The organism is Microcystis aeruginosa FD4, assembly GCF_009792235.1.
In the GTDB taxonomy this organism is placed as follows: Bacteria; Cyanobacteriota; Cyanobacteriia; order Cyanobacteriales; family Microcystaceae; genus Microcystis; species Microcystis viridis.
In genome coordinates this window covers 3,072,737-3,089,107 of sequence record NZ_CP046973.1, presented here as the reverse complement: position 1 = coordinate 3,089,107, position 16,371 = coordinate 3,072,737, and the positions used below count along the sequence as shown (strand labels likewise).

At 43.7% G+C, this 16,371-nt stretch carries 19 protein-coding genes and 3 pseudogenes; 21 read left to right on the top strand and 1 reads right to left on the bottom strand.

Annotated elements, in window-relative coordinates:
* Positions 1–69: 69 nt before the first annotated feature.
* From rpsM to rpmE, 8 genes are all read left to right on the top strand, one after another.
* Positions 70–453 (top strand): 30S ribosomal protein S13, encoded by a 384-nt coding sequence (gene rpsM / locus GQR42_RS15620; RefSeq protein WP_002735415.1) that lies wholly within the window; start codon positions 70–72, stop codon positions 451–453.
* 39 nt (positions 454–492) lie between these two features.
* Positions 493–885 carry a 30S ribosomal protein S11 gene (gene rpsK, locus GQR42_RS15615; RefSeq protein ID WP_002735413.1) on the top strand — a complete coding sequence of 131 codons (393 nt, stop codon included), beginning with the start codon at positions 493–495 and terminating at the stop codon, positions 883–885.
* 194 nt (positions 886–1,079) lie between these two features.
* Positions 1,080–2,021 carry a DNA-directed RNA polymerase subunit alpha gene (locus GQR42_RS15610; protein ID WP_158200657.1) on the top strand — a complete coding sequence of 314 codons (942 nt, stop codon included), beginning with the start codon at positions 1,080–1,082 and terminating at the stop codon, positions 2,019–2,021.
* Between the two features lie 21 nt (positions 2,022–2,042).
* Positions 2,043–2,393, top strand: a complete 351-nt coding sequence (gene rplQ, locus GQR42_RS15605) for a 50S ribosomal protein L17 (RefSeq protein ID WP_002766099.1) — start codon at positions 2,043–2,045, stop codon at positions 2,391–2,393.
* Positions 2,394–2,395: 2 nt separating this feature from the next.
* On the top strand, positions 2,396–3,226 hold the full coding sequence (gene truA, locus GQR42_RS15600) for a tRNA pseudouridine(38-40) synthase TruA (RefSeq protein ID WP_158200656.1): 831 nt from the start codon (positions 2,396–2,398) through the stop codon (positions 3,224–3,226).
* 149 nt (positions 3,227–3,375) lie between these two features.
* The gene (gene rplM / locus GQR42_RS15595) at positions 3,376–3,831 is read left to right on the top strand and encodes a 50S ribosomal protein L13 (protein WP_158200655.1); all 456 of its coding nucleotides are present in this window, start codon (positions 3,376–3,378) and stop codon (positions 3,829–3,831) included.
* A 4-nt stretch (positions 3,832–3,835) separates the two neighbouring features.
* On the top strand, positions 3,836–4,249 hold the full coding sequence (gene rpsI / locus GQR42_RS15590; protein WP_002737094.1) for a 30S ribosomal protein S9: 414 nt from the start codon (positions 3,836–3,838) through the stop codon (positions 4,247–4,249).
* A gap of 19 nt (positions 4,250–4,268) precedes the next feature.
* Complete coding sequence (gene rpmE, locus GQR42_RS15585; protein WP_002760058.1) at positions 4,269–4,502, top strand: 50S ribosomal protein L31; 234 nt, start codon at positions 4,269–4,271, stop codon at positions 4,500–4,502.
* A gap of 245 nt (positions 4,503–4,747) precedes the next feature.
* On the opposite strand, the pseudogene GQR42_RS15580 reads toward rpmE, so the two are convergent.
* Positions 4,748–5,029: pseudogene (locus GQR42_RS15580) on the bottom strand (helix-turn-helix domain-containing protein); the annotation flags it as partial.
* Between the two features lie 130 nt (positions 5,030–5,159).
* Between GQR42_RS15580 and GQR42_RS15575 the strand changes: the two are divergent.
* The 13 genes and pseudogenes from GQR42_RS15575 (at position 5,160) to GQR42_RS15515 (ending at position 16,320) form a co-directional block, all read left to right on the top strand.
* The gene (locus GQR42_RS15575; RefSeq protein WP_158200654.1) at positions 5,160–5,414 is read left to right on the top strand and encodes a DUF4351 domain-containing protein; all 255 of its coding nucleotides are present in this window, start codon (positions 5,160–5,162) and stop codon (positions 5,412–5,414) included.
* Complete coding sequence (locus GQR42_RS15570) at positions 5,411–6,304, top strand: DUF4351 domain-containing protein (RefSeq protein WP_158200653.1); 894 nt, start codon at positions 5,411–5,413, stop codon at positions 6,302–6,304. Before GQR42_RS15575 ends, GQR42_RS15570 begins: the two co-directional genes overlap by 4 nt.
* Positions 6,301–7,194, top strand: coding sequence for a DUF4351 domain-containing protein (locus GQR42_RS15565; RefSeq protein ID WP_158200652.1), 894 nt, complete (start codon positions 6,301–6,303; stop codon positions 7,192–7,194). Before GQR42_RS15570 ends, GQR42_RS15565 begins: the two co-directional genes overlap by 4 nt.
* Positions 7,191–8,107 (top strand): annotated as a pseudogene (locus GQR42_RS15560) (DUF4351 domain-containing protein). The gene GQR42_RS15565 and the pseudogene GQR42_RS15560 overlap by 4 nt, the downstream one beginning before the upstream one ends.
* On the top strand, positions 8,104–9,009 hold the full coding sequence (locus tag GQR42_RS15555; RefSeq protein ID WP_158200651.1) for a DUF4351 domain-containing protein: 906 nt from the start codon (positions 8,104–8,106) through the stop codon (positions 9,007–9,009). Before GQR42_RS15560 ends, GQR42_RS15555 begins: the two are co-directional and overlap by 4 nt.
* A pseudogene (locus GQR42_RS15550) lies at positions 9,006–9,922 on the top strand (DUF4351 domain-containing protein). The gene GQR42_RS15555 and the pseudogene GQR42_RS15550 overlap by 4 nt, the downstream one beginning before the upstream one ends.
* Entirely contained in the window at positions 9,919–10,848 is a 930-nt protein-coding gene (locus GQR42_RS15545; protein WP_158200649.1) for a DUF4351 domain-containing protein, read from the top strand. Before GQR42_RS15550 ends, GQR42_RS15545 begins: the two are co-directional and overlap by 4 nt.
* Positions 10,845–11,762: a DUF4351 domain-containing protein gene (locus GQR42_RS15540; RefSeq protein ID WP_158200650.1), complete on the top strand. Its 918-nt coding sequence runs from the start codon at positions 10,845–10,847 to the stop codon at positions 11,760–11,762. The genes GQR42_RS15545 and GQR42_RS15540 overlap by 4 nt, the downstream gene beginning before the upstream one ends.
* Positions 11,759–12,688 (top strand): DUF4351 domain-containing protein, encoded by a 930-nt coding sequence (locus tag GQR42_RS15535; RefSeq protein WP_158200649.1) that lies wholly within the window; start codon positions 11,759–11,761, stop codon positions 12,686–12,688. The genes GQR42_RS15540 and GQR42_RS15535 overlap by 4 nt, the downstream gene beginning before the upstream one ends.
* Positions 12,685–13,578, top strand: a complete 894-nt coding sequence (locus GQR42_RS15530; protein WP_158200648.1) for a DUF4351 domain-containing protein — start codon at positions 12,685–12,687, stop codon at positions 13,576–13,578. The genes GQR42_RS15535 and GQR42_RS15530 overlap by 4 nt, the downstream gene beginning before the upstream one ends.
* Positions 13,575–14,480 (top strand): DUF4351 domain-containing protein, encoded by a 906-nt coding sequence (locus GQR42_RS15525; RefSeq protein WP_158200647.1) that lies wholly within the window; start codon positions 13,575–13,577, stop codon positions 14,478–14,480. Before GQR42_RS15530 ends, GQR42_RS15525 begins: the two co-directional genes overlap by 4 nt.
* Positions 14,477–15,394, top strand: coding sequence for a DUF4351 domain-containing protein (locus GQR42_RS15520; RefSeq protein WP_158200646.1), 918 nt, complete (start codon positions 14,477–14,479; stop codon positions 15,392–15,394). The genes GQR42_RS15525 and GQR42_RS15520 overlap by 4 nt, the downstream gene beginning before the upstream one ends.
* Positions 15,391–16,320 (top strand): DUF4351 domain-containing protein, encoded by a 930-nt coding sequence (locus GQR42_RS15515; protein WP_158200645.1) that lies wholly within the window; start codon positions 15,391–15,393, stop codon positions 16,318–16,320. The genes GQR42_RS15520 and GQR42_RS15515 overlap by 4 nt, the downstream gene beginning before the upstream one ends.
* Positions 16,321–16,371 lie beyond the last annotated feature (51 nt).

Genomic DNA, 16,371 nt, shown 5'->3' with positions numbered 1-16,371 from the left:
GCAGAGAATCGTTACCGTTAATTGTAGTCGTTTTTGGAAAAAAATCGTTCATAGGGAGAAAGAAAAAGCGTGGCAAGGATAGCTGGTGTAGACCTACCTCGCGATAAGCGTGTGGAAATCGCCCTGACCTATCTCTACGGAGTGGGTCTATCGCGTTCCCAAGAAGTCTTATCCGCGACGGGTGTTAACCCTGACACTCGGGTCAAGGATCTCAGCGATGAAGACGTGGCGGCGCTACGGACTTATATCGAAACAAATTATCAAATCGAGGGGGATTTGAGACGCTGGGAGGCGATGAACATCAAACGCCTCGCCGATATCGGCACCTATCGGGGTCGTCGGCATCGGCTAGGATTACCCGTGCGCGGGCAACGGACGCGAACCAATGCGCGGACCCGTCGCGGTCGTCGGGTGACAGTGGCAGGGAAGAAAAAAGCCCCCTCCAAGAAATAATTTTTTATTCATTGCGATATCCCCCAATCAAGAAAAACTATGGCGCGACCAACCAAAAAAACCGGACCAAAAAAACAGAAGAAAAATATTCCTACCGGAGTCGCTCACATTCAATCGACCTTCAACAATACCATTGTCACGATCGCCGATACCAAAGGCGATGTGATCTCTTGGGCATCGGCGGGATCGAGTGGTTTTAAAGGAGCCAAAAAAGGAACCCCCTTCGCCGCCCAAACCGCCGCCGATAACGCCGCCCGCCGAGCGATCGAACAGGGAATGCGTCAACTAGAGGTAATGGTTAGTGGCCCTGGGGCAGGACGGGAAACCGCAATCCGGGCCCTGCAAGGAGCAGGATTAGAAATCACCCTGATCCGGGACGTGACCCCCATCCCCCACAATGGTTGTCGTCCTCCCAAACGCCGGAGAGTGTAAACAGTGAACAGCTTTTTCAGGTGACAGGGCTCTTGAGGCCGACAGCCGTTAGCTTTGAGCGCATCAGCAGCAGAATCGGGTCGTCAAAGACCATCTGATCAAAAAGCTGAACGCCGAACGCTAAACGCTGAAAGCTAAAGAAAACTGATAACTGATAACTGATAACTGAATAACTGAACAAGGGAGGTCAATCGGTGGCGCAATTTCAAATCGAGTGTGTAGAAGCAAAAACTTACAAGAATCAGAGTCAGTACAGTAAGTTTGTACTAGAACCTCTAGAAAGAGGCCAAGGTACAACCGTAGGTAATGCCCTGAGACGGATTCTCATTTCCAATCTGGAAGGAGCGGCCGTGACGGCCCTGCGGATCGCGGGAGTCAATCACGAATTTGCCACCGTCCAGGGAGTACGCGAGGACGTGATGGAACTCATGCTCAACATGAAAGAAATCATCCTCAAAAGCTACACCAATCAAACCCAGATCGGGCGTTTAGTGGCAACTGGACCGGCGACGGTAGTGGCGGCACAATTCGATTTACCCTCAGAAGTCGAGATAGTTGATCGCAATCAGTACGTCGCTACCCTGGCCGAAGGGGCCAAGCTAGAGATGGAATTTCGCGTGGAAAAAGGCAAAGGCTATCGGGCGATTGATCGCAGTAAAGAAGAAGCCACTTCGCTAGACTTTCTGCAAATCGACTCGATTTTTATGCCCGTAACCAAAGTCAACTACAGCGTCGAAGATATCCGTTCCGAAAGCGGTCAAGCTAGAGATCGTCTGCTCTTAGAAATTTGGACAAACGGGAGCATTAACCCCAAAGAAGCCCTTTCCCAAGCGGCCGATATGCTGGTTAATCTCTTTAACCCGCTCAAGGATCTCAACGCCCTCGAATCCTCCGGTAACTTTGACGACCAAGAGATCAACCAAGAAAACCAAATTCCGATCGAGGAACTACAATTATCCGTGCGCGCCTACAATTGCCTGAAGCGAGCGCAGATCAACACCGTAGCCGACCTCCTCGATTACAGCCAAGAAGATCTCTTAGAAATCAAAAACTTTGGGCAGAAATCGGCTGAAGAAGTCATTGAAGCCCTACAAAAACGGTTAGGCATCACCCTACCCCAAGAAAAAAGCAAGTAAACCCAATTCCAGGAAAATACCATGAGACATCGATGTAAAGTGCCTCAATTGGGTCTACCGGCTGACCAAAGAAAGGCACTGCTGCGCAGCTTGGCCACCCAGCTAATTCGCCACGGTCAGATCACCACCACCCTAGCGAAAGCGAAGGCGGTGCGAGCAGAGGTAGACCACATTATCACCCTAGCTAAAGACGGTTCCCTGAGCGCCCGTCGCCAAGCTATGGGCTACATCTACGATAAACAACTGGTTCACGCCCTCTTTGAAGGCGCCCAGGCCCGTTATGGCAACCGTAACGGCGGTTATACCCGGGTCGTGCGGACCCTGCGCCGTCGCGGGGATAATGCCCCCATGGCGATTATCGAACTGATGTAAAGATGACAGCTTGCCCCCAGTCGCGGATCGCCCTAGTTATCCAGTATGTGGGAACTAATTTCCACGGCTGGCAACGGCAACCCCATCACAGGAGCGTGCAGGAAGAAATCGAGAAGGCCCTGGCCGATATTCTCGGTCATGCCGTCACTCTCCACGGGGCCGGACGTACCGATAGCGGTGTTCACGCCGCCGCCCAGGTTGCCCATTTCCAGCAGCAGAGTCCGATCCCACCTGCCCATTGGGCCAAGGTTCTCAATGCTCGGCTAGATGACGATATCGTCATTCGGGCCTCGGCTCAGGTTCCCGATCGCTGGCACGCCCGTTTCTCGGCCCTCTGGCGACGTTATCGTTACACCCTCTATACCGACCCCATCCCCAATCTCTTTGTTAGCCCCTTTAGTTGGCACTACTACCATCGTCCCCTCGATGCCGATTTGATGGCCAAGGCCTTGCAGCCCCTGTTGGGAAAGCACCATCTGGCCGCCTTTCACCGTGCTAACTCTAGTCGTGACCATTCTTGGGTAGAAGTACAAGGGGTGGAATGCTACCGTCAAGGGCCGTTTGTACAGATGGAAATCCAAGCCAATGGCTTTTTGTACGGGATGGTGCGCCTATTGGTGGGAATGTTGGTAGAGGTGGGAACTGGTGAGCGATCGCTAGAAAACTTTACCGACATCTGGGTCAATCAGCGCCGAGAATTGGTCAAATACGCCGCACCAGCTAAAGGACTATGTTTACTGCGGGTGGGTTACGCTGATTTTCCCTTTGCCGATAGCATCTGGTGCGAGACTCAGCCCCTTTATTATTTCCGAGCAGAGGGGATAGGGGAATAGGGAGATAGGGGAATAGGGAGATAGGGAAATAGGGAGATAGGGAAATAGGGGAATTTCAACTAAAACCCTAAAACCCTAAAACCCTAACCCCCCAACACCCAGGTGGGCAATAAAAAAAATTAATTTTTGTAAAGCAAGGCAAACTGACCATGAACAAAACACCTCTACCAAATTTAGAGACTCTAGAGCAGAAATGGTACGTCATTGATGCGGCCGATCAGCGTTTAGGTCGTCTGGCCACCGAGATCGCTATGATTCTACGGGGCAAAAATAAAGCCACCTTCACCCCCCATCTGGATACGGGGGATTTTGTCATTGTTATTAACGCCGAAAAAGTGGCGGTGACAGGCAAAAAACGCCAACAGAAAGTTTATCGCCGCGACTCCGGCAGACCGGGTGGTATGAAGGTAGAAAGCTTCGATAAACTGCAAAAACGCATTCCCGAACGGATTATCGAACACGCTGTTAAGGGAATGCTCCCGAAAAATAGCTTAGGTCGGAAATTGTTCACGAAACTGAAAGTTTATGCCGGTGCAGAACATCCCCATCAGGCACAACAACCGGAAGTTTTAGCGATTAATACGATTCCCGCAGGAGGAAATTAAGTCAATGCAAGCCACGGATAGTAAAAATAAGGTAGTTTATTGGGGAACGGGACGACGCAAATCGGCGGTCGCTTCCGTGCGTCTCGTGCCGGGGACGGGGGCAATTACCGTTAACGGTCGCGATGGAGAAACCCATTTTAACCGCATTCCCACCTATATCCAGACGATCAAGGCTCCTCTGGAGACTTTGGGACTGGAAAACGAGTACGATATCATTGTTAAGGCCGAGGGCGGTGGTTTGACTGGCCAAGCGGACGCAGTGAAATTGGGTGTCGCTAGAGCTTTATGTCAATTGGCCCCCGAAAATCGTCCTCCCCTCAAGAGTGAAGGTTATCTGACTCGGGATCCCCGGGCGAAGGAACGGAAAAAATACGGTCTTCACAAAGCGCGCAAAGCGCCTCAATACTCGAAACGTTAGGTTAATAGAGAGGTTTATTATGCCGAAAAAAATTCATCCTACTTGGTATCCGGAAGCCAAGGTGATCTGTAATGGTGAACTGGTGATGACGGTGGGTTCGACAAAACCAGAAATTCATGTGGAGGTTTGGTCGGGTAATCATCCTTTTTATACGGGAACCCAGAAGATGATCGATACGGAAGGCCGGGTCGATCGCTTCTTGCGTAAGTACAAAATGGGCGATAAGTCAAGCAAAAAGGCCGATCAAAAATAATTCTTTACTTTTGCCTTGTTGACCCAGTGGGGAGATTTTTCCACCTAGGGTGGTTTCATAAAAAAAGAGAAGGAGTAAACTACAGAGTGTAAGTAAAGAGGCTACTGTAGAAAAATGCTCCTTCTAGAGCAATTAAAGCAAATCCCAGACGATCGTGGCAACCAAGGCAAAAAGTATCCTCTCTGGCTACTGAGGATAATCGTTATCATCGGGAAGTTTTGTGGTTATGACGGTGACAGAGATCTAGCGGCTTCTTCTACTGAAATCTTTTGAGGTCTTCCCAGTTTTTCTGGTTCTGACAAGAGATTTTCTATTCCTCCTTCTCGATAAGAATTTAACCAGCGATGAAGAGTTCTTTCTGAGCGTCCTATTAGCACGGCGAGATGACGAACCGTTTCTACCGCCTTAATTTTTAGTAGATATAAGGATTGTACTTTAGCAAAGTTTAAAGAGGTTACTTGTTGCTTTAGTAAGGATTTTAAGTCTTCTACTGACTCAGCAATATTAATATTAGTAACTCCACTCATTGCCTTTTTACTGCATAAATTATACCTTGACCAAGTATGACATACTTTTTGAAAAATGGGATGGGCGCATTTTATCCCTGTTTACGGCTCAATTACAACCCAATTGGGGAGAAGGGATAGGGAGTTTATTATGCGTTTAGCTCCACTTTACCAACAAGATAGAGAACAAGCGGTTCAAGAAGGGGTTCAGCAAGGTATTCAACAAGGTGTACAACAGGAAGCATTAAAGTTAGTCCTCCGTCAACTTCAACGACGTTTCGGTGAAATACCGCAAAATCTAGAAGAAACCATCCGTAAACTTCCTGTGGAGCGATTAGAAGACTTAGGACTCGCTTTATTAGACTTTGACAATCTGGCAGATTTAGACAACTGGTTGCACCCGTGACTCGCTTTATTTGGGATAAATTTAGCAAAGACTTCCTAGAAACCCTTCTTTCTCCCTACGGTACAGTAGTTGTCAGCAAAGAAGTCACCTCAGAAATTAAAGAAATTGATGTGTATTTTAGTCCTAATACCGCGGAAATTCCCTCTCAGTTAGGATTATTAGGCAGATTATGCCAAACTCCCTGTTTATTGGAACCCTATCGCAATGGGATTACCCTTGATGGTATCAATGATTGTCTATCCAAGCGCTTTGCTATTCGTGAAATCTTCCACAGAGAAGCAAAGAGAAATAAACAGAGAATATCAGAGGAGGAGATACCTAAGTTGTGGATTCTCACTCCTACAGCTAGTGAGCGCATTTTATCCCTGTTTACGGCTCAATTACAACCCAATTGGCCAAAAGGGGTTTATTTTCTCCCGGAGGGTTTCGGTACAGCGATAATAGTGATTCATCAGTTACCCGCAATCCCAGAGACATTATGGCTAAGATTATTGGGTAGAGGAGGAACAAGAGAGAGAGCTATCGATGAATTAGAGAGATTATCACCGAATAATCCCCTAAAATCGGCTTCCTTAAACTTATTGTATAATTTGAGTAGAAATTTAGAAGCGTTATCGAAAAAAACACAGGAGGATAGGGAGTTTATTATGCGTTTAGCTCCACTTTACCAACAGGATAGAGAACAAGCGGTTCAAGAAGGGGTTCAGCAAGGTGAACAAAGAGGAGAAGCAAAGTTAGTCCTCCGTCAACTTCAACGACGTTTCGGGGAAATACCCCAGAATCTAGAAGAAACCATCCGTAACCTTCCTGTGGAGCGATTAGAAGACTTAGGACTCGCTTTATTAGACTTTGACAATCTGGCAGATTTAGACAACTGGTTGCACCCGTGACTCGCTTTATTTGGGATAAATTTAGCAAAGACTTCCTAGAAACCCTTCTTTCTCCCTACGGTACAGTAGTTGTCAGCAAAGAAGTCACCTCAGAAATTAAAGAAATTGATGTGTATTTTAGTCCTAATACCGCTAAAATTCCCTCTCAGTTAGGATTATTAGGCAGATTATGCCAAAATCCCTGTTTATTGGAACCCTATCGCAATGGGATTACCCTTGATGGTATCAATGATTGTCTGTCTAAGCGCTTTGCTATCCGTGAAATCTTCCACAGAGAAGCAAAGAGAAATAAACAGAGAATATCGGAGGAGGAGATACCTAAGTTGTGGATTCTCACCCCTACAGCTAGTGAGCGCATTTTATCCCTGTTTACTGCCCAATTACAACCCAATTGGGGAGAAGGGGTTTATTTTCTCCCGGAGGGTTTCGGTACAGCGATAATAGTGATTCATCAGTTACCCGCAATCCCAGAGACATTATGGTTAAGATTATTGGGTAGAGGAGGAACAAGAGAGAGAGCTATCGATGAATTAGAGAGATTATCACCGAATAATCCCCTAAAATCGGCTTCCTTAAACTTATTGTATAATTTGAGTAGAAATTTAGAAGCGTTATCGAAAAAAACACAGGAGGATAGGGAGTTTATTATGCGTTTAGCTCCACTTTACCAACAGGATAGAGAACAAGCGGTTCAAGAGGGGGTTCAGCAAGGTGAACAAAGAGGAGAAGCAAAGTTAGTCCTCCGTCAACTTCAACGACGTTTCGGTGAAATACCGCAAAATCTAGAAGAAATCATCCGTAACCTTCCTGTGGAGCGATTAGAAGACTTAGGACTCGCTTTATTAGACTTTGACAATCTGGCAGATTTAGACAACTGGTTGCACCCGTGACTCGCTTTATTTGGGATAAATTTAGCAAAGACTTCCTAGAAACCCTTCTTTCTCCCTACGGTACAGTAGTTGTCAGCAAAGAAGTCACCTCAGAAATTAAAGAAATTGATGTGTATTTTAGTCCTAATACCGCTAAAATTCCCTCTCAGTTAGGATTATTAGGCAGATTATGCCAAAATCCCTGTTTATTGGAACCCTATCGCAATGGGATTACCCTTGATGGTATCAATGATTGTCTATCCAAGCGCTTTGCTATTCGTGAAATCTTCAAAGAGAAGCAAAGAGAAATAAACAGAGAATATCAGAGGAGGAGATACCTAAGTTGTGGATTCTCACTCCTACAGCTAGTGAGCGCATTTTATCCCTGTTTACGGCTCAATTACAACCCAATTGGGGAGAAGGGGTTTATTTTCTCCCGGAGGGTTTCGGTACAGCGATAATAGTGATTCATCAGTTACCCGCAATCCCAGAGACATTATGGTTAAGATTATTGGGTAGAGGAGGAACAAGAGAGAGAGCTATCGATGAATTAGAGAGATTATCACCGAATAATCCTCTAAAATCGGCTTCTTTAAACTTATTGTATAATTTGAGTAGAAATTTAGAAGCGTTATCGAAAAAAACACAGGAGGATAGGGAGTTTATTATGCGTTTAGCTCCACTTTACCAACAGGATAGAGAACAAGCGGTTCAAGAGGGACTTAAAAGAGGACTACAGCAAGGGGTACAGCAAGGTGAACAAAGAGGAGAAGCAAAGTTAGTCCTCCGTCAACTTCAACGACGTTTAGGTGAAATACCGCAAAATCTAGAAGAAACCATCCGTAACCTTCCTGTGGAGCGATTAGAAGACTTAGGACTCGCTTTATTAGACTTTGACAATCTGGCAGATTTAGACAACTGGTTGCACCCGTGACTCGCTTTATTTGGGATAAATTTAGCAAAGACTTCCTAGAAACCCTTCTTTCTCCCTACGGTACAGTAGTTGTCAGCAAAGAAGTCACCTCAGAAATTAAAGAAATTGATGTGTATTTTAGTCCTAATACCGCTAAAATTCCCTCTCAGTTAGGATTATTAGGCAGATTATGCCAAAATCCCTGTTTATTGGAACCCTATCGCAATGGGATTACCCTTGATGGTATCAATGATTGTCTGTCTAAGCGCTTTGCTATCCGTGAAATCTTCCACAGAGAAGCAAAGAGAAATAAACAGAGAATATCGGAGGAGGAGATACCTAAGTTGTGGATTCTCACCCCTACAGCTAGTGAGCGCATTTTATCCCTGTTTACTGCCCAATTACAACCCAATTGGGGAGAAGGGGTTTATTTTCTCCCGGAGGGTTTCGGTACAGCGATAATAGTGATTCATCAGTTACCCGCAATCCCAGAGACATTATGGTTAAGATTATTGGGTAGAGGAGGAACAAGAGAGAGAGCTATCGATGAATTAGAGAGATTATCACCGAATAATCCTCTAAAATCGGCTTCTTTAAACTTATTGTATAATTTGAGTAGAAATTTAGAAGCGTTATCGAAAAAAACACAGGAGGATAGGGAGTTTATTATGCGTTTAGCTCCACTTTACCAACAGGATAGAGAACAAGCGGTTCAAGAGGGGGTTCAGCAAGGTATTCAACAAGGTGTACAACAGGAAGCATTAAAGTTAGTCCTCCGTCAACTTCAGCGACGTTTAGGTGAAATACCGCAAAATCAAGAAGAAACCATCCGTAACCTTCCTGTGGAGCGATTAGAAGACTTAGGACTCGCTTTATTAGACTTTGACAATCTGGCAGATTTAGACAACTGGTTGCACCCGTGACTCGCTTTATTTGGGATAAATTTAGCAAAGACTTCCTAGAAACCCTTCTTTCTCCCTACGGTACAGTAGTTGTCAGCAAAGAAGTCACCTCAGAAATTAAAGAAATTGATGTGTATTTTAGTCCTAATACCGCTAAAATTCCCTCTCAGTTAGGATTATTAGGCAGATTATGCCAAAATCCCTGTTTATTGGAACCCTATCGCAATGGGATTACCCTTGATGGTATCAATGATTGTCTGTCTAAGCGCTTTGCTATCCGTGAAATCTTCCACAGAGAAGCAAAGAGAAATAAACAGAGAATATCGGAGGAGGAGATACCTAAGTTGTGGATTCTCACCCCTACAGCTAGTGAGCGCATTTTATCCCTGTTTACTGCCCAATTACAACCCAATTGGGGAGAAGGGGTTTATTTTCTCCCGGAGGGTTTCGGTACAGCGATAATAGTGATTCATCAGTTACCCGCAATCCCAGAGACATTATGGTTAAGATTATTGGGTAGAGGAGGAACAAGAGAGAGAGCTATCGATGAATTAGAGAGATTATCACCGAATAATCCCTAAAATCGGCTTCCTTAAACTTATTGTATAATTTGAGTAGAAATTTAGAAGCGTTATCGAAAAAAACACAGGAGGATAGGGAGTTTATTATGCGTTTAGCTCCACTTTACCAACAGGATAGAGAACAAGCGGTTCAAGAGGGACTTAAAAGAGGACTACAGCAAGGGGTACAGCAAGGTGAACAAAGAGGAGAAGCAAAGTTAGTCCTCCGTCAACTTCAACGACGTTTAGGTGAAATACCGCAAAATCTAGAAGAAACCATCCGTAACCTTCCTGTGGAGCGATTAGAAGACTTAGGACTCGCTTTATTAGACTTTGACAATCTGGCAGATTTAGACAACTGGTTGCACCCGTGACTCGCTTTATTTGGGATAAATTTAGCAAAGACTTCCTAGAAACCCTTCTTTCTCCCTACGGTACAGTAGTTGTCAGCAAAGAAGTCACCTCAGAAATTAAAGAAATTGATGTGTATTTTAGTCCTAATACCGCTAAAATTCCCTCTCAGTTAGGATTATTAGGCAGATTATGCCAAAATCCCTGTTTATTGGAACCCTATCGCAATGGGATTACCCTTGATGGTATCAATGATTGTCTGTCTAAGCGCTTTGCTATCCGTGAAATCTTCCAGAGAGAAGCAAAGAGAAATAAACAGAGAATATCGGAGGAGGAGATACCTAAGTTGTGGATTCTCACCCCTACAGCTAGTGAGCGCATTTTATCCCTGTTTACGGCTCAATTACAACCAAATTGGCCAAAAGGGGTTTATTTTCTCCCGGAGGGTTTCGGTACAGCGATAATAGTGATTCATCAGTTACCCGCAATCCCAGAGACATTATGGTTAAGATTATTGGGTAGAGGAGGAACAAGAGAGAGAGCTATCGATGAATTAGAGAGATTATCACCGAATAATCCTCTAAAATCGGCTTCTTTAAACTTATTGTATAATTTGAGTAGAAATTTAGAAGCGTTATCGAAAAAAACACAGGAGGATAGGGAGTTTATTATGCGTTTAGCTCCACTTTACCAACAGGATAGAGAACAAGCGGTTCAAGAGGGACTGAAAAGAGGACTACAGCAAGGGGTACAACAAGGTATTCAACAAGGAAGACAACAGGGAGAAGCGTATTTACTCCTCCGTCAACTTCAACGACGTTTCGGTGAAATACCGCAAAATCTAGAAGAAACCATCCGTAACCTTCCTGTGGAGCGATTAGAAGACTTAGGACTCGCTTTATTAGACTTTGACAATCTGGCAGATTTAGACAACTGGTTGCACCCGTGACTCGCTTTATTTGGGATAAATTTAGCAAAGACTTCCTAGAAACCCTTCTTTCTCCCTACGGTACAGTAGTTGTCAGCAAAGAAGTCACCTCAGAAATTAAAGAAATTGATGTGTATTTTAGTCCTAATACCGCTAAAATTCCCTCTCAGTTAGGATTATTAGGCAGATTATGCCAAAATCCCTGTTTATTGGAACCCTATCGCAATGGGATTACCCTTGATGGTATCAATGATTGTCTGTCTAAGCGCTTTGCTATCCGTGAAATCTTCCAGAGAGAAGCAAAGAGAAATAAACAGAGAATATCGGAGGAGGAGATACCTAAGTTGTGGATTCTCACCCCTACAGCTAGTGAGCGCATTTTATCCCTGTTTACGGCTCAATTACAACCCAATTGGGGAGAAGGGGTTTATTTTCTCCCGGAGGGTTTCGGTACAGCGATAATAGTGATTCATCAGTTACCCGCAATCCCAGAGACATTATGGTTAAGATTATTGGGTAGAGGAGGAACAAGAGAGAGAGCTATCGATGAATTAGAGAGATTATCACCGAATAATCCTCTAAAATCGGCTTCTTTAAACTTATTGTATAATTTGAGTAGAAATTTAGAAGCGTTATCGAAAAAAACACAGGAGGATAGGGAGTTTATTATGCGTTTAGCTCCACTTTACCAACAGGATAGAGAACAAGCGGTTCAAGAGGGACTTAAAAGAGGACTACAGCAAGGGGTACAGCAAGGTGAACAAAGAGGAGAAGCAAAGTTAGTCCTCCGTCAACTTCAACGACGTTTAGGTGAAATACCGCAAAATCTAGAAGAAACCATCCGTAACCTTCCTGTGGAGCGATTAGAAGACTTAGGACTCGCTTTATTAGACTTTGACAATCTGGCAGATTTAGACAACTGGTTGCACCCGTGACTCGCTTTATTTGGGATAAATTTAGCAAAGACTTCCTAGAAACCCTTCTTTCTCCCTACGGTACAGTAGTTGTCAGCAAAGAAGTCACCTCAGAAATTAAAGAAATTGATGTGTATTTTAGTCCTAATACCGCTAAAATTCCCTCTCAGTTAGGATTATTAGGCAGATTATGCCAAAATCCCTGTTTATTGGAACCCTATCGCAATGGGATTACCCTTGATGGTATCAATGATTGTCTGTCTAAGCGCTTTGCTATCCGTGAAATCTTCCAGAGAGAAGCAAAGAGAAATAAACAGAGAATATCGGAGGAGGAGATACCTAAGTTGTGGATTCTCACCCCTACAGCTAGTGAGCGCATTTTATCCCTGTTTACGGCTCAATTACAACCAAATTGGCCAAAAGGGGTTTATTTTCTCCCGGAGGGTTTCGGTACAGCGATAATAGTGATTCATCAGTTACCCGCAATCCCAGAGACATTATGGTTAAGATTATTGGGTAGAGGAGGAACAAGAGAGAGAGCTATCGATGAATTAGAGAGATTATCACCGAATAATCCTCTAAAATCGGCTTCTTTAAACTTATTGTATAATTTGAGTAGAAATTTAGAAGCGTTATCGAAAAAAACACAGGAGGATAGGGAGTTTATTATGCGTTTAGCTCCACTTTACCAACAGGATAGAGAACAAGCGGTTCAAGAGGGACTGAAAAGAGGACTACAGCAAGGGGTACAACAAGGTATTCAACAAGGAAGACAACAGGGAGAAGCGTATTTACTCCTCCGTCAACTTCAACGACGTTTCGGTGAAATACCGCAAAATCTAGAAGAAACCATCCGTAACCTTCCTGTGGAGCGATTAGAAGACTTAGGACTCGCTTTATTAGACTTTGACAATCTGGCAGATTTAGACAACTGGTTGCACCCGTGACTCGCTTTATTTGGGATAAATTTAGCAAAGACTTCCTAGAAACCCTTCTTTCTCCCTACGGTACAGTAGTTGTCAGCAAAGAAGTCACCTCAGAAATTAAAGAAATTGATGTGTATTTTAGTCCTAATACCGCTAAAATTCCCTCTCAGTTAGGATTATTAGGCAGATTATGCCAAAATCCCTGTTTATTGGAACCCTATCGCAATGGGATTACCCTTGATGGTATCAATGATTGTCTGTCTAAGCGCTTTGCTATCCGTGAAATCTTCCAGAGAGAAGCAAAGAGAAATAAACAGAGAATATCGGAGGAGGAGATACCTAAGTTGTGGATTCTCACCCCTACAGCTAGTGAGCGCATTTTATCCCTGTTTACGGCTCAATTACAACCCAATTGGGGAGAAGGGGTTTATTTTCTCCCGGAGGGTTTCGGTACAGCGATAATAGTGATTCATCAGTTACCCGCAATCCCAGAGACATTATGGTTAAGATTATTGGGTAGAGGAGGAACAAGAGAGAGAGCTATCGATGAATTAGAGAGATTATCACCGAATAATCCCCTAAAATCGGCTTCCTTAAACTTATTGTATAATTTGAGTAGAAATTTAGAAGCGTTATCGAAAAAAACACAGGAGGATAGGGAGTTTATTATGCGTTTAGCTCCACTTTACCAACAGGATAGAGAACAAGCGGTTCAAGAGGGGGTTCAGCAAGGTGAACAAAGAGGAGAAGCAAAGTTAGTCCTCCGTCAACTTCAACGACGTTTCGGTGAAATACCGCAAAATCTAGAAGAAATCATCCGTAACCTTCCTGTGGAGCGATTAGAAGACTTAGGACTCGCTTTATTAGACTTTGACACTTTGACGGATTTAGACAACTGGTTGCACCCGTGACTCGCTTTATTTGGGATAAATTTAGCAAAGACTTCCTAGAAACCCTTCTTTCTCCCTACGGTACAGTAGTTGTCAGCAAAGAAGTCACCTCAGAAATTAAAGAAATTGATGTGTATTTTAGTCCTAATACCGCTAAAATTCCCTCTCAGTTAGGATTATTAGGCAGATTATGCCAAAATCCCTGTTTATTGGAACCCTATCGCAATGGGATTACCCTTGATGGTATCAATGATTGTCTGTCTAAGCGCTTTGCTATCCGTGAAATCTTCCACAGAGAAGCAAAGAGAAATAAACAGAGAATATCAGAGGAGGAGATACCTAAGTTGTGGATTCTCACCCCTACAGCTAGTGAGCGCATTTTATCCCTGTTTACGGCTCAATTACAACCCAATTGGCCAAAAGGGGTTTATTTTCTCCCGGAGGGTTTCGGTACAGCGATAATAGTGATTCATCAGTTACCCGCAATCCCAGAGACATTATGGTTAAGATTATTGGGTAGAGGAGGAACAAGAGAGAGAGCTATCGATGAATTAGAGAGATTATCACCGAATAATCCTCTAAAATCGGCTTCTTTAAACTTATTGTATAATTTGAGTAGAAATTTAGAAGCGTTATCGAAAAAAACACAGGAGGATAGGGAGTTTATTATGCGTTTAGCTCCACTTTACCAACAGGATAGAGAACAAGCGGTTCAAGAGGGGGTTCAGCAAGGTATTCAACAAGGTGTACAACAGGAAGCATTAAAGTTAGTCCTCCGTCAACTTCAGCGACGTTTAGGTGAAATACCGCAAAATCAAGAAGAAACCATCCGTAACCTTCCTGTGGAGCGATTAGAAGACTTAGGACTCGCTTTATTAGACTTTGACAATCTGGCAGATTTAGACAACTGGTTGCACCCGTGACTCGCTTTATTTGGGATAAATTTAGCAAAGACTTCCTAGAAACCCTTCTTTCTCCCTACGGTACAGTAGTTGTCAGCAAAGAAGTCACCTCAGAAATTAAAGAAATTGATGTGTATTTTAGTCCTAATACCGCTAAAATTCCCTCTCAGTTAGGATTATTAGGCAGATTATGCCAAAATCCCTGTTTATTGGAACCCTATCGCAATGGGATTACCCTTGATGGTATCAATGATTGTCTGTCTAAGCGCTTTGCTATCCGTGAAATCTTCCACAGAGAAGCAAAGAGAAATAAACAGAGAATATCGGAGGAGGAGATACCTAAGTTGTGGATTCTCACCCCTACAGCTAGTGAGCGCATTTTATCCCTGTTTACTGCCCAATTACAACCCAATTGGGGAGAAGGGGTTTATTTTCTCCCGGAGGGTTTCGGTACAGCGATAATAGTGATTCATCAGTTACCCGCAATCCCAGAGACATTATGGTTAAGATTATTGGGTAGAGGAGGAACAAGAGAGAGAGCTATCGATGAATTAGAGAGATTATCACCGAATAATCCCCTAAAATCGGCTTCCTTAAACTTATTGTATAATTTGAGTAGAAATTTAGAAGCGTTATCGAAAAAAACACAGGAGGATAGGGAGTTTATTATGCGTTTAGCTCCACTTTACCAACAGGATAGAGAACAAGCGGTTCAAGAGGGACTTAAAAGAGGACTACAGCAAGGGGTACAGCAAGGTGAACAAAGAGGAGAAGCAAAGTTAGTCCTCCGTCAACTTCAACGACGTTTAGGTGAAATACCGCAAAATCTAGAAGAAACCATCCGTAACCTTCCTGTGGAGCGATTAGAAGACTTAGGACTCGCTTTATTAGACTTTGACAATCTGGCAGATTTAGACAACTGGTTGCACCCGTGACTCGCTTTATTTGGGATAAATTTAGCAAAGACTTCCTAGAAACCCTTCTTTCTCCCTACGGTACAGTAGTTGTCAGCAAAGAAGTCACCTCAGAAATTAAAGAAATTGATGTGTATTTTAGTCCTAATACCGCTAAAATTCCCTCTCAGTTAGGATTATTAGGCAGATTATGCCAAAATCCCTGTTTATTGGAACCCTATCGCAATGGGATTACCCTTGATGGTATCAATGATTGTCTGTCTAAGCGCTTTGCTATCCGTGAAATCTTCCACAGAGAAGCAAAGAGAAATAAACAGAGAATATCGGAGGAGGAGATACCTAAGTTGTGGATTCTCACCCCTACAGCTAGTGAGCGCATTTTATCCCTGTTTACTGCCCAATTACAACCCAATTGGGGAGAAGGGGTTTATTTTCTCCCGGAGGGTTTCGGTACAGCGATAATAGTGATTCATCAGTTACCCGCAATCCCAGAGACATTATGGTTAAGATTATTGGGTAGAGGAGGAACAAGAGAGAGAGCTATCGATGAATTAGAGAGATTATCACCGAATAATCCCCTAAAATCGGCTTCCTTAAACTTATTGTATAATTTGAGTAGAAATTTAGAAGCGTTATCGAAAAAAACACAGGAGGATAGGGAGTTTATTATGCGTTTAGCTCCACTTTACCAACAGGATAGAGAACAAGCGGTTCAAGAGGGACTTAAAAGAGGACTACAGCAAGGGGTTCAGCAAGGTGTACAGCAAGGTGTACAACAGGAAGCATTAAAGTTAGTCCTCCGTCAACTTCAGCGACGTTTAGGCGAAATACCTCATAATCTTGAGGAAATCATCCGTAACCTTCCTGTGGAGCGCTTAGAAGACTTAGGACTCGCTTTATTAGACTTTGACACTTTGACAGATTTAGACAACTGGTTGCACCCGTGAACAATAGCGATCTCGCGTAGCGAGCGCGTTGCGAGCGCATCATCCATCCTT